The organism is Serratia sp. JKS296, assembly GCF_900215445.1.
GTDB lineage: Bacteria > Pseudomonadota > Gammaproteobacteria > Enterobacterales > Enterobacteriaceae > Serratia > Serratia marcescens.
The window spans coordinates 2065116-2078465 of record NZ_OCMX01000001.1 but is presented as its reverse complement, the minus strand read 5'-3'; the positions used below and the strand labels follow the sequence as shown (position 1 = coordinate 2078465).

The following is a 13350-nucleotide window of genomic DNA, read 5'->3' as shown; positions in this document are numbered from 1 at the left end:
GGCTGCGCCGGTGAAGGCGCAGCCCGCTGATTAGCTGCAAATGCGCGCCACGGCGCGCGCGAATCGCGCCAGCCCCTCTTTCACATCCTGCTCAGGGATGATCAGCGACGGCGTGAAACGCACCACATCCGGGCCGGCGATCAGCGCGATAACGCCTTCTTCGTTGGCCAGTTGGGTGATCTGCTTCGCTTTGCCGGCATAATCTTTCTTCAATTGGCAGCCGATCAGCAAACCGCCCCCGCGGATCTCGGCGAAGATCGGGTACTGGCGGTTGATGTCGTTCAACCCGTCGATGAACCACTGGTGACGTTGCTTGACGCCTTCCAGCACTTCCGGCGTGTTGATGATGGAGAACACTTCCCCCGCCACCGCCGTCGCCAGCGGGTTGCCGCCGTAGGTGGTGCCGTGGGTGCCGACGCCCAGCGTTTTCGCCAGCGCATCGGTGGTCAGCATCGCGCCGATCGGGAAGCCGCCGCCCAGCGCTTTGGCGGTCGTCAGCACGTCCGGCACCACGCCGTACTGCATGTAGGCATACAGGTGGCCGGTGCGGCCGACGCCGGTCTGCACTTCGTCGAAGATCAGCAGCGCGTTATGACGATCGCACAGTTCACGCAGCCCCTGCAGGAAACTGGCCTCCGCCGGCAGCACGCCGCCCTCGCCCTGGATCGGCTCGACGATCACCGCGCAGGTGCGATCGTTGATAAGCTCGGCCGCTGCGGCCAGATCGTTATACGGCGTATGGGTGATGCCGCCCGGCAGCGGCGCAAAATCCTGCGAATATTTCGGCTGGCCGCCGGCGGAAACGGTGAACAGCGTACGGCCGTGGAACGCGTTGTTGAACGCCACAATCTGATCTTTACCGGCGCCGTGCTGGTCGTGCGCATGCTTGCGCGCCAGTTTCAGCGCCGCTTCGTTGGCTTCTGCACCCGAATTACAGAAAAACACCTTGTCGGCGAACGTGGCGTCGATCAGTTTTTTGGCCAGACGCAGTACCGGTTCGTTGGTATAACCATTGCCCAGATGCCACAGTTTGCCCGCCTGCTCCACCAGCGCCGCCTTGACCGCCGGGTGCGCATGGCCCAACGCGTTAACCGCGATGCCGCCGGCGAAATCGATGTAAGACTTACCCTGCTGATCCCACACCTGCGATCCTTCGCCACGCACCAGAATAAAATCGGCAGGGGCATAAACCGGGACCATCCAGTCATCGAAAGACTGGCGGGTAACTGCGATTGGCTGTTCCATAGTGACCTCATAATCTCAGCAAAGGCTGAATTTTGACTGTAAGGGCCGCTCAAGCCCGGTTAGACCGCCACAATGCAAAAAAACCGTTGTTCAAAACCGACTTTCGCGGCGGAGAAAATGCTGTCCCTCACCGCTGATTTAGAAACAAATCTGTTACATAAAATCGGTTTTTCACTATTTATGGCGTATATCCGGTCCCTGAACGGGGAGTAAATGTTAACGAGCAGTTAAAATACATGTCGTTTGATAAAGAGTGTAGAGCAGCTATCGTGCCAAAACGGGATTTTTGCCGGATTTTGCTATTTTTTACGTTAAAACAACGGCTTATAGTGAATATTTATTCATTTTCTATGCATTGGTAATGCATAAATTAAAAAATAAGGCCTAAAATCATCATTGCGTGCGAAATCCTATTCAATTACGAAAAACTTCAGGATTTCTGATCGGGCTCGCAAAAATAATTTCACCCAATTTGCTCGCTATCACACTTTTTGCCCCCATCGGGTGCGGCGGCGCGCCAGCATGGTGCAACGCGGCAGCGACGCCACCCGCTATGCTCGCGCAAAAGGAGCCGCGTTGACCGCGGTTCCTGCTTTGTACGCCAGCGACTACACTGTGATCCTGACCGCCCCTTCTCTTCTGCGCACAAGGAGCCACCATGCCCAAGAAAACCGTCGATCTCAGCCAGCCGCACGCCCAACACGACATCCGCGCGTTTCTCGACGCGCTGAATGCCGCCGGCGGTAAACCCATGGAGCAGATGAAGCCCAAAGAGGCGCGCAGGGTTTTGGAGGACGCGCAACGCAGCGTCGAGGTGCCGCTGCGCGAGGTGGAAATCAGCGAGAAAACCATCCACGTTGAGGGCCAGGATATTCTGCTGCATCTGGTGCGACCGGCCAGGGTCAAGGAGGCGTTGCCGGTATTCATGTTCTTTCACGGCGGCGGCTGGGTGCTGGGCGATTTTCCCACCCATGAACGGCTGGTGCGCGATCTGGTTTACAGCTCCGGCGCGGCGGCGGTGTTCGTCAACTACCCCCGTTCCCCGGAAGCGCATTACCCACAGGCGATCAATCTGGCCTATGCCGCCACGGAATGGGTGGCCGAGTACGGCGAAAAAATCAACGTCGATGGGTCACGGCTGGCGGTGGTCGGCAACAGCGTCGGCGGCAATATGGCGGCGGTGGTCAGCCTGATGGCCAAAGAGAAAGGCATACCGGCGCTGCGTTGCCAGATCCTGCTGTGGCCCGTCACGCACGCCCATTTTGATACCGATTCCTATCATCAGTTCGCCGAAGGCCATTTCCTGACCCGCAACATGATGAAGTGGTTTTGGGACAGCTATGCGCCCGATAAGGCGCAGCGCAAAAACATCTACGCCTCGCCGCTCAACGCCACGTCGGAACAGCTGCGGGGCTTGCCGCCGGCGCTGGTGCAAACCGCCGAGCTGGACGTGTTGCGCGATGAAGGGGAAGCTTACGCGCGTCTGCTTGACGCCGCCGGCGTCGAGGTCACCGCCACCCGCTACAACGGCCTGATCCACGATTACGGCCTGTTGAATCCGCTCGCCCACGTCCCGGCGGTGCATTCGGCGATCCACCAGGCCGGGCGCGCATTGAAGCACTATCTGTCCTGACGCTAGCCAACCACGTGGCAAGCCACCTGATGGCTGGGAGCCACGCTGCGCAGATGCGGCGCCTGTTCACGGCATTGCGCCGTGGCCAGCGGGCAGCGGGGATGGAAGCGGCAGCCGCGCGGCGGGTTGGCGGGGTTCGGCGGCTCGCCGCCGGCCGCCCACGCCGGCGAACGTTGCGCATCCAACGTCGGCACCGCCGCCAACAAGGCCTGCGTGTAGGGATGCAGCGGCTGGCGAAACAGCGAATCGCGGTCGGCGCTCTCGACGATCTGCCCCAGATACATCACCGCCACGTCCTGGCACAGATGCTCCACCACGCCGAGATCGTGCGAAATAAACAGCAGCGTCACCCCCTGCCGTTCCTGCAAATCGGAAAACAGATTGATGATCTGCGCCTGGATCGACACGTCGAGCGCCGATATCGGTTCATCGGCGACGATAAATTCCGGTTGCAGGATCAGCGCGCGCGCGATGCCGATGCGCTGCCGCTGGCCGCCAGAAAACTCATGTGGAAACCGCCCGTAATGCTGCGGCGACAGCCCGCAGATCGCCAGGGTATCGAGCACCCGTTCGCGCAGTTCCGTCTTGCTTGCCAGGCCGTGCTGCAACAGCGCTTCGCCGATGGCGTCGCCCACGCGCAGACGCGGGTTCAGCGAGCTGTACGGATCCTGAAACACCAGCTGCATTTTCGGCCGCAGGGCGCGCAGCGCGTCTTTGTTGAGGCTATCCAGCGCCTGCCCTTTGAACAGCACCTCGCCGGCGGTTTTATCGTGCAGGCCGAGCAGCGTGCGGCCGACGGTGGTTTTGCCGCTGCCGGACTCGCCCACCAGCCCGAAAACGCGCCCCTTGCGGATGCTGAAGCTGACATCATCCACCGCCTTCAGTTGGCCGGTGGTGCGCCCGAACAGCCCGTCGCGCAGCGGAAAATATTTCTTTAACCCCTTTACCTCCACCAAAGGTTCAGTCGACATACGGATGCCCTCCGGCATTGAGAAAACAGGCGGACTGACGCTGACGGGAGCCGTACAGCGGCGGAATGCCGTCGCGGCAGCGAGCGGAGGCCTGCGCGCAGCGCTCGGCGAAAGCGCAATGCTCCGGCAGCCGCGCCAGATCCGGCACCTGACCGGGAATGGAGTACAAGCGGCGTCGCCGCTGCCCCGGCACCGGCCGCGAGGCGATCAGCCCCTGCGTATAGGGATGCCTCGGCTCGTCCAGCACTTCCCGGGTCGTTCCCTGCTCGACGACGCGCCCGGCGTACATCACCGCCAGCCGATCGGCCATCTGGGCGATCACCCCGAGATCGTGGGTGATCAAGATCATCGCCATGTTGTGTCGCCGGCTCTGCTCGCGCAGCAACGCCAGGATCTGCGCCTGCACCGTAACGTCGAGCGCCGTAGTCGGTTCGTCGGCGATCAACAGCGCCGGGCGGCACCCGATCGCCATAGCGATCATCACGCGCTGCAGCATGCCGCCGGAAAGCTGATGCGGGTAGCAGCGCATCAGCGCCTCCGCGCGCGCCAACCCCACTTCCGTCAAGAGTTGAATCGCCTGACGCCAGGCCGCTTTCGGCGACAGAAGCAAGTGCCTGATCAGCGGCTCCACCAGCTGTTCGCCGAGGGTCAACACCGGATTCAGCGCGCTCATCGGCTCTTGAAAGATCATCGCCAGCCGGTTGCCGCGCAGATCCGCCATCTTGGATGCCCGCAGCGACAGCAGGTTTTGCCCTTCAAAGCGAATCTCACCGCCGTCTATCTGCGCCAGCGGCTGCGGCAACAGCCCCATCAGCGCCATGGCGGTCACGCTTTTGCCGCAGCCCGATTCACCGACGATCCCCAGCGTTTGCCCGGCCTGCAGTTCCAGGCTGACCTGTTGCACCGCCCGCACCGGCCCCTGCTCGCCCTGAAACGACACCGACAGCCGGTCGAACGCCACCAGCGGTTGACTCATCGTTTTACCCCGCTCATTTTCGGATCGAGCGCGTCCCGCAGGCCGTCGCCCAAGATATTGATCGCCACCACGGTGACGAAGATCGCCAGCCCCGGCGGCATCCACAGCCAAGGGCGGCGCTGAAAGTCGATCAGGCTGTTGGCGGCGTCCATCATGTTGCCCCACGACGGCGTCGGCGGCACCACGCCCAGCCCAAGGTAGCTCAACGCCGACTCGCTGAGGATGGCGTTGGCCACCGCCATGGTGGCGACCACCACCAAAATCGGCACGGTATTGGGCAACAGATGGCCGAAGAGGCGCCGCCGGGTGGAGAGCCCCAGCACTTCGGTGGCCAACATGAAATCCCGCTCGCGCAGCGACAGGATCTGGCCGCGCACCAGCCGCGCCAGTGACGGCCAGCCCAGCAGGCTCAGCATGATCATCACCATGTAGATGCGGTAGTCCGGCGACACATCGAGTTCGGTCAGCATCGCGCCCATGATGATCAACAGCGGCAGGCCGGGAATGGTCATCAGCAGATCGGCGAAGCGCATGATCAGCCGATCCGCCACGCCGCCCAGATAACCGGAAAGCGCCCCCAGCACGTAGCCCAGCGTCACCGACAGCAGCATCGACACCAGGCCGATGGTCAGCGATATCCGCCCCGCCAGCAGCAGCCGGGTGCAGATATCGCGGCCGAGAAAGTCGGTGCCCAACCAGTGCGCGCCGCTGGGCGCCTGATTGATATTCAGCACATCGCCGGCATCGTCGCGCCACGGCGACAACGACGGCCCAATCAGGCACAGCAACGCCAACAGCACCAGCAACGCCAGCGAAATCATCGCCGGCCGGTGGCGGCGCAGCCGTCGCCAGGCCTGCGCCGCGGGCGGTGGCGACAGTTGCGCCTGGCGCCAGCGGCGACGGCGGCCGAAAAACAACGTAGCCAACATCGTGTTACCTCAAGCGAATGCGTGGATCGGCGTAGGCGTACAGAATGTCCGCCAGCAGATTGCCGAGAATGGTCAAGGCGGCCAGAAACAGCGTGAACCCCATCAATACCGGGTAATCACGCGCCGCCAGCGAATCGATATGGATATGTCCGGCGCCCGGCCAGTTGAAGATTTTTTCGGTGATCAGCGCGCCGGAGAACAATCCCGGCAGCTCGAACCCCAGCAGGGTGATGATCGGCAACAGCGCATTGCGCAGCGCGTGTTTGAGGATCACCGTTTTCTCCCTGAGCCCTTTGGCGCGCGCGGTGCGAATATAGTCCATGCGGATCACCTCCAGCATGCTGGCGCGGAAATAGCGCGTCAGGCTGCCGGCCTGCAGCATCACCAGCGCCAGCACCGGCAACAGCAGGTGCGCCGCCACCTCCAGCGCCCAGGCCAGCCCGCTCGCCTCGCTGCCGGTGCGCAGCATGCCGCCCGCCGGCAGCCAGTGCAGATCGACGGCGAACCATTTGATCAGCAACAGGCACAGGAAGAACGTCGGAAACGACATGGCGGCGAACACCGCCACGGTGATCAGATGATCGAACAGTGAATAGGGTTTCATCGCCGAGATCACCCCCACCGCCAGCGCGATGCCCCAATACAACACCATCGCCACCGCCGCCAGCAGGAACGAGTTCCAGATGTATTGGTTCAGCAGCGTGCTGACCGGGATCTGGTACTGCAGTGAAAAGCCGAGGTCGCCCTGCAGCAGCCGGCCAAGCCAGTGCAGATAGCGGCTGAACAACGGCTGATCCAGCCCGTACAGCGCCCGCAGCTCGGCGGCGCGTTGCGCGGTCAGGTTGATGTTGCCGTCGATAAAGTCGCCGGGCGCCAGGGCGAAAATGCAAAAAATCAGCAAGGAAGCCAACAACAGCATCGGGATAGTCTGCAACAGACGGCGCAAGATAAAGTTTCTCATCGCAGGTTCCATCGCCGCCGCCCGGAATGGCGCGGCGGCGTCAGGGCGTTACGGCGCCGGTTTGACGTTCGGCAGGCTGCCGACCAATCCGTTATAGATATCCGGTTTAAAGCCGGTGACGCGCGCGCTGCTGGCGCTCAAAATCTCGCGGTTGCCGAGCAGGATCACCGGCGGATCGTCCGACAGCGCCTGATACAGCTGGTGGTACAGCGGCTTGCGCTGGGCGATATCCAGCGTGGCGTTGGCCCTGGCGATCAGCGCATCCACCTGTGGGTTATGGTAGCCGGTCTCGCTCTCGCGGCTGATGAAATCGCGCACGCCGTCGTGCGGATCGTTCAGCGTACTGGTGCTGAGGGACGCCAGGTCGTAATTGCCCGCCTTGCGCTGCGCCAGCAGCGCGTTGAAATCCAATACCTGCGGTTTCAGCACCACGCCGAGCCGGCGGTAGTTATCCTTGGCGATCGGCACCAGCGCGTCGTTGATCAGCTTTTTGGTCACCAGCAGCGTCAGCTCCAGCTTTTTACCGTCTTTCTGCCGGATGCCGTCAGCGCCCACCTGCCAGCCAGCCTCGTCCAACAGCTTTTTGGCCTTATCGAGATCGTAAGCGTAAGGATTGATGCCGTTGGCGTCGTAAGCCCAGGAGATCGGCGAAATCGGCTGGTTGGCGACCTTGCCATACCCTTGGTACACCACGGCGATCAATTTTTGCCGATCCAGGCCGTAAATCAGCGCCTGACGCACCCGCTTGTCCTGCAGCGCCGGGCGTCTGAGGTTGAAATCAACGCGGCTGTAATCGCTTGAGCTGTAAAGGTTGATATTGGCGAAGCCGAGCAGCTTGAGCTGTTCGATATCGTCCGGCTTGGCGGTAAAGGCGTCGTAGTCGGTCTCACCGGTCTGGAACAACTGGAAGTTGGTGGCCGGGTTGGTGACGCGGTAGATAAAGCGCGCCATCGGCGGCGGGCCGAGGTAGAAGTTCGGGTTGGCGTGGAAGCGGATCTCCTGCCCCGGCACGTACTTGTCGTAAATATAGGGGCCGTTGCCGAGCGGCTTGCCGTTGAAAGCGCGCACGCTGTCGAGCTTGCCGCGCTGATAGTCTTTGCCGTAGTAAGCCCGCGACAATACCGGCCCGCCAATCAGTTGCAACGTGGTCGCGCCCGGTTGGGTGGTGACGATCTGAATGGTGCGATCGTCGATCACCTTCAGCCCGCTGATGCCGGCGGCGGTACCGTTTTTATACTCGGCGCCGCCCTGGATGTGCGCCGGCGTGATATCGGTGTCGCTGTCATAGGCCGGATCGTGCAGCAGCGTCAGGGTAAAGGCGATATCGTCGGCTTTCAGCGGCGAGCCGTCGCTGTAGACCAGATTCGGCCGCAGCTTGATGGTATAGGTCAGATTATCGGGGCTGACCTGCCAGGATTCCGCCAGGCGCCCTTCCGGCTTGCCCTGGCTGTCCAGGCCGATCAGGCGGCTGAAGATCACGTCGGTCACGTTCTCGTCCCAGCCGTTGGTGAACAGATACGGGTTGAAAATCCCCTGCGGTTCCGAGATGCCCGCCACCACGGTGTCTTTGCGCAGCTTGGCGGCGGCCGGCACCCGGCTGACGTCGCTGGCCGGCGTGATGCCTTCAGCCAGCGTTTCCGCCTGCGCGCCGGCGCTCAATCCCAGCGCGCAGATCAACGCCAGCGGCGTCAACCGATAACGCAACAGTTTGTTTAGCTTGTTTTTTATTCTACTCACCCACTGCCCCTCGTCTACCCGTTGATAAAAATGTGACAAAATTTATCGCAGAGTAATGGGCGGCTGGAGGGCTGTCTAACAACGAAACCGGCATTCCATTGCCGAAAAAAGCATTATGAATTTTTCTGGGGCGAAGCGGCGGGAAAAATGCGGTTCAGCCGGCCGCCGCCAGCCCCCGGATAAGTTTGGCTAAGGTTTTTATCGCCTCTTCAAAGCGGTCATTCCATTCAAAAGAGGCGTTGAGACGGAAGCAGTGGTTGAAATGGTCGCCGGTGGTGAACATGCGCCCCGGCGCGATGCTGATGCCCCGGGAAAGGGCCCGCCGGTACAGCTCCATCGACGACAGCGCCGGATCGAGCTCCAGCCACAGGAAGTAACCGCCGTCGGGCTGGCTGACCTTCACCGTCGGCGGGAAATGGTGGGCGATCGCCTGACGCATCGCGCTTTGGCGCTGGGCCAGCAGGCGGCGCAACCGCCGCAGGTGGGTGTCGTAGCCGCCGTGCAGCAGATAATCCGCCAGCGCCATCTGGGTCGGCACACTGGTGGAAACGGTGCTCATCAGCTGCAAACGCTGGATCTGCTGCGCATAACGCCCCGCCGCCACCCAGCCGACGCGAAAGCCCGGCGCCAGGCATTTGGAAAACGACGAACAGTGCAGAATTTGGCCGCCGCTGTCGAGCGCCTTGGCCGGCAATGGCCGTTCGGCGCTGAAGTACAGCTCGCCGTAGACATCGTCTTCGATCAGCGAGATCTGCCGTTCGCGCAGCAGCGCCACCAGACGCTGTTTGTTAGCTTCCGGCAGGGTGGCGCCCTGCGGGTTCTGGAAGTGGGTCATCAACCAGCAGGCTTTGATCGGATACTGTTCCACCGCCTGCTGCAGCGCGTCCAGATCGATGCCGTCCTGCGGATGGGTGGCGATCGCCACCGCCTTCAACCGCAGCCGTTCCAGCGCCTGCAACGCGCCGTAAAACGCCGGCGACTCGATCGCCACATAGTCGCCAGGTTGGGTCACCGCCTGCAGGCTGAGGCTGAGCGACTCCATCGCCCCGGCGGTGATGACAATTTCGTCCGGCGCAACCTGCATGCCGCTCAGCGCATATCGTTGGGCAATGTGCCGCCGCAGCGCGTCGTTGCCCGGCGGCAGGTTGGCCAGCGAACTGTGCGGCGTGAACTTGCGCGCTACGCTGCTCAGCGCCCGCGCCAGCTTCGGCTGGGCGAACAGCGTGGCGTCGGGAAACGCCGAACCGAAAGGCACGATGTCCGGATCCTTGCAGGCCTGCAGCACGTCGAAAATAAAGGCGTTAATGTCCACCTGCTCGCTCAGCAGCAGTTTCTCGCCGCGCGAAGGCTGAGGCAGCGGCTGCGGACGCGCCGCCACATAGTAGCCCGACTGCGGCCGGGCGACGATCCACCCCTGGCTCTCCAGCAGTTGATAAGACTGCACCACCGTCATCAGGCTCAATCCGGCGCGTTTGCCGCTCTCGCGCAGCGAAGGCAGCTTGTCGCCCGCCCGCCACACCCGGTTCTGGATCTGTTCTCTAATCTGCTGCGCAAGCTGCTCGTATCGGGTCATAACCATTAACTGTTATATGAAAAAGTAAAATAACTGTCACTATTATAGTCACTGTACTTCGTGATTAACTTAACGCCAAGCTTTTCACATAAAAATGACAGCTATACTCAAGAGGTTAATTTATGTTCAACCCTAGGAGGCGCCATGCTGGGTCTTGATGCACTGGAACTCGCCAGAATACAGTTCGCCTTCACCGTGTCTTTCCATATCATTTTCCCCGCCATCACCATCGGTTTAGCCAGCTATCTGGCGGTGCTGGAAGGATTATGGTTGAAAACGCACAATGAAGCCTACCGTGAGCTTTACCACTTCTGGTCAAAGATTTTCGCCGTTAACTTCGGCATGGGCGTGGTGTCCGGGCTGGTGATGGCCTATCAGTTCGGCACCAACTGGAGCTTCTTCTCCGAGTTTGCCGGCAGCATTACCGGGCCGCTGCTGACTTATGAAGTGCTGACCGCCTTCTTCCTCGAAGCCGGTTTCCTCGGCGTGATGTTGTTCGGCTGGAACCGCGTCGGCCCAGGGCTGCACTTCTTCGCCACCTGCATGGTCGCGCTCGGCACACTGATCTCCACCTTCTGGATCCTGGCCTCCAACAGCTGGATGCAGACGCCGCAGGGGCATGAAATCATCAATGGCCAGGTGGTGCCGGTCGACTGGCTGAAGGTGATCTTCAACCCGTCCTTCCCGTACCGCCTGTTACACATGTCCACCGCCGCCTTCCTCTCCTCGGCGTTCTTCGTCGGCGCCTCTGCCGCCTGGCATCTGCTGCGCGGCCGCGATACCCCGGCGATGCGCAAAATGCTGTCTATGGCGATGTGGATGGCGCTGATCGTCGCGCCGGTGCAGGCGATGATCGGCGATGCGCACGGCCTGAATACGCTGAAACATCAGCCGGCGAAGATCGCCGCCATCGAAGGCCACTGGGAAAACCCGCCGGGCGAAGCCACGCCGCTGATCCTGGTCGGTTGGCCGGACATGCAGCGTGAAGAGACCCGCTTCAAGCTGGAAGTGCCCTACCTCGGCAGCCTGATCCTGACGCACAGCCTGACCGAGCAGGTGCCGGCGCTCAAATCGTTCCCGCCGGAAGATCGCCCCAACTCCACCGTGGTGTTCTGGTCGTTCCGCATCATGGTCGGGCTGGGCATGCTGATGATTCTGGCCGGGGTGTGGAGCCTGTGGCTGCGCTGGCGCGGCGGGCTGTATCAGTCGCGCCCGTTCCTGTACTTCATTCTGTGGATGGGTCCATCCGGACTGCTGGCGCTGCTGGCGGGCTGGTTCACCACCGAGATCGGCCGCCAGCCGTGGGTGGTGTACGGCCTGCTGCGCACCAAGGATGCGGTCTCCGCGCACGGCGATCTGCACATGAGCATCAGCCTGCTGGCGTTCATTATCGTCTACTGCTCGGTGTTCGGCGTGGGGTATTCCTACATGATGCGCCTGATCCGCAAAGGGCCGCAGCCGCATGAACACCAAGAAGACAATACCGAGGGCCGCCCGGCGCGTCCGCTGTCCGCGGTCAACGACACTCTGGACGACAGGAGCTGAACATGGGTATCGATCTTCCGCTGATTTGGTTTGTCATCATCGTGTTCAGCACCATGATGTACGTGGTGATGGACGGTTTCGACCTGGGCATCGGCATCCTGTTTCCGTGGGTGAAAGAGAGCGGCGACCGCGATCTGATGATGAACACCGTCGCCCCGGTGTGGGACGGCAATGAGACCTGGCTGGTGCTGGGCGGCGCGGCGCTGTTCGGCGCCTTCCCGCTGGCCTATTCAGTGATCCTCGACGCGCTGGCGATCCCGCTGACGCTGATGCTGATTGGGCTGATTTTCCGCGGCGTGGCCTTCGAGTTTCGCTTCAAGGCGACGCCGGAGAAGCGCCATATCTGGGACAAGGCGTTTATCTGGGGCTCACTGTTCGCCACCTTCAGCCAGGGTGTGGTGGTGGGCGCCGTGATCAACGGCTTCCCGGTCGAAGGCCGCACCTACGCCGGCGGCGCGCTGGACTGGCTTACGCCGTTCGCGCTGTTCTGCGGGCTGGGGCTGGTGGTGACCTACGCCCTGCTCGGTTGCACCTGGCTGGTGATGAAAACCGCCGGTGATCTGCAGGCGCGCATGTATCACCTGGCGACGCCGCTGCTGGCGATCCTGTTGCTGGTGCTGGCTGCGGTCAGTGTCTGGACGCCGATCGCCCATCCGGAAATCGCCGCCCGCTGGTTTACGCTGCCGAACCTGTTCTGGCTGCTGCCGGTGCCGCTGCTGGTGCTGCTCAGCGCCTGGGGCATTCACCGCGGGGTGAAACGCGGCGCGCACTACTCGCCGTTCATGCTGACGCTGCTGCTGGTGTTCCTCGGCCTGAGCGGGCTTGGCATCAGCATCTGGCCGCACCTGATCCCGCCGGCCATCAGCCTGTGGGACGCCGCCGCGCCGCCGCAGAGCCTCGGCTTTATGCTGGTGGGCGCGCTGTTCATCATCCCGATCATCCTGGTCTACACCTTCTGGAGCTACTATGTGTTCCGCGGCAAGATCAGCCATGAGCACGGCTATCACTGAGGAGGGAGGACGCTATGCAAGATAAAACGGCAGCCGCCGCTCCGGCGCCCTGGTGGAAACGCATCGGTTGGCTGGTGATCATCTGGAGCGCCAGCGTGCTGGGGCTGTTCGTGGTCGCCTCGCTGTTCCGCCTGCTGATGACCGCGGCGGGCATGAAGTCGCATTAACGCGGCGCCTTATCTGGACGCGCTGTTGGGAAAGTAAAAAGAGACCACCAGCGTGACCAGCGGCAAGGCGCCGATCTTCACCAGCTCGAACACTTGACCGAGCGCTTCGTTTTTGTCCCAATACGCGTGGGCGGCGAATACGCCCACGCTGACCGCAAATATCCCGCACAGTACCTGGCGCGCCAGGCGCAGCCGCTCCATTTCGTCGAAGACCAGCGAAGGATCCAAATATAACCTTTCAGCATCGAGCTGCGGGCGCTCATGTTGCGGCTTCATGGAAAAATCCCCACCACCACGGCGACTGCCTCCAGCCCCTCGTCGCTTTCACGCACGATACCGAGGCGGGAACCATCCTGTTTCATCCACTCACGGTCGGCAATCGTCATTAAAGCAAACGCCAGGCGTATGACGTCGGTTTTGGCCATCCCGTGACGCCGGGCAATATCGTTCAAACTGTCGTCGATTTCATTGGATAACCGAATCGGCAAGCTGCGCATACTCCACCTCCTGTGGTCGTTGATTCGCCGAGGGAAAGTCTACTGGAACGCCAAATATCGTTCAATTAGTGAACTGCGTAACGCCTCGCACAATCCGCATGCAACG

At 61.7% G+C, this 13350-nt stretch carries 13 protein-coding genes; 4 read left to right on the top strand and 9 right to left on the bottom strand.

The features are described 5' to 3' along the window. Positions 1-30 precede the first annotated feature (30 nt). Positions 31-1245, bottom strand: coding sequence for an aspartate aminotransferase family protein (locus CRO23_RS09810; protein ID WP_015378175.1), 1215 nt, complete (start codon positions 1243-1245; stop codon positions 31-33). 658 nt (positions 1246-1903) lie between these two features. On the opposite strand from CRO23_RS09810, the gene CRO23_RS09805 reads away from it, so the two are divergent. Then, positions 1904-2878: an alpha/beta hydrolase gene (locus CRO23_RS09805; RefSeq protein ID WP_016927382.1), complete on the top strand. Its 975-nt coding sequence runs from the start codon at positions 1904-1906 to the stop codon at positions 2876-2878. 2 nt (positions 2879-2880) lie between these two features. Here the strand turns inward: CRO23_RS09805 and CRO23_RS09800 are convergent, their stop codons facing one another. The 6 genes from CRO23_RS09800 to CRO23_RS09775 form a co-directional block, all read right to left on the bottom strand. Continuing rightward, positions 2881-3849, bottom strand: a complete 969-nt coding sequence (locus CRO23_RS09800; RefSeq protein ID WP_097101876.1) for an ABC transporter ATP-binding protein — start codon at positions 3847-3849, stop codon at positions 2881-2883. After that, positions 3839-4825, bottom strand: coding sequence for an ABC transporter ATP-binding protein (locus CRO23_RS09795; RefSeq protein WP_016927380.1), 987 nt, complete (start codon positions 4823-4825; stop codon positions 3839-3841). The genes CRO23_RS09800 and CRO23_RS09795 overlap by 11 nt, the downstream gene beginning before the upstream one ends. Beyond that, positions 4822-5754 carry an oligopeptide ABC transporter permease gene (gene opp4C / locus CRO23_RS09790; protein WP_097101874.1) on the bottom strand — a complete coding sequence of 311 codons (933 nt, stop codon included), beginning with the start codon at positions 5752-5754 and terminating at the stop codon, positions 4822-4824. Before opp4C ends, CRO23_RS09795 begins: the two co-directional genes overlap by 4 nt. A 4-nt stretch (positions 5755-5758) precedes the next feature. Beyond that, the gene (locus CRO23_RS09785; protein ID WP_004934604.1) at positions 5759-6715 is read right to left on the bottom strand and encodes an ABC transporter permease; all 957 of its coding nucleotides are present in this window, start codon (positions 6713-6715) and stop codon (positions 5759-5761) included. 48 nt (positions 6716-6763) lie between these two features. Beyond that, a complete protein-coding gene (locus CRO23_RS09780; protein WP_441347588.1) occupies positions 6764-8419 on the bottom strand; it encodes an ABC transporter substrate-binding protein in 1656 nt (551 codons plus the stop codon). A gap of 187 nt (positions 8420-8606) precedes the next feature. Then, the gene (locus CRO23_RS09775) at positions 8607-10025 is read right to left on the bottom strand and encodes an aminotransferase-like domain-containing protein (RefSeq protein WP_004934613.1); all 1419 of its coding nucleotides are present in this window, start codon (positions 10023-10025) and stop codon (positions 8607-8609) included. A gap of 144 nt (positions 10026-10169) precedes the next feature. Between CRO23_RS09775 and CRO23_RS09770 the strand changes: the two genes are divergently transcribed. Genes CRO23_RS09770 through CRO23_RS09760 form a run of 3 tightly spaced genes read left to right on the top strand, consistent with a single transcriptional unit; the run spans position 10170 to position 12747 of the window. Continuing rightward, positions 10170-11570 (top strand): cytochrome ubiquinol oxidase subunit I, encoded by a 1401-nt coding sequence (locus tag CRO23_RS09770; RefSeq protein WP_016927376.1) that lies wholly within the window; start codon positions 10170-10172, stop codon positions 11568-11570. A gap of 2 nt (positions 11571-11572) precedes the next feature. Then, complete coding sequence (gene cydB, locus CRO23_RS09765) at positions 11573-12580, top strand: cytochrome d ubiquinol oxidase subunit II (RefSeq protein WP_016927375.1); 1008 nt, start codon at positions 11573-11575, stop codon at positions 12578-12580. 14 nt (positions 12581-12594) lie between these two features. Beyond that, entirely contained in the window at positions 12595-12747 is a 153-nt protein-coding gene (locus tag CRO23_RS09760; RefSeq protein ID WP_004934619.1) for a DUF2474 domain-containing protein, read from the top strand. 9 nt (positions 12748-12756) lie between these two features. On the opposite strand, the gene CRO23_RS09755 is transcribed toward CRO23_RS09760, so the two are convergent. Next, positions 12757-13023 (bottom strand): hypothetical protein, encoded by a 267-nt coding sequence (locus CRO23_RS09755; protein WP_033632804.1) that lies wholly within the window; start codon positions 13021-13023, stop codon positions 12757-12759. Next, positions 13020-13244, bottom strand: coding sequence for a hypothetical protein (locus CRO23_RS09750; protein ID WP_004934623.1), 225 nt, complete (start codon positions 13242-13244; stop codon positions 13020-13022). The genes CRO23_RS09755 and CRO23_RS09750 overlap by 4 nt, the downstream gene beginning before the upstream one ends. Positions 13245-13350 lie beyond the last annotated feature (106 nt).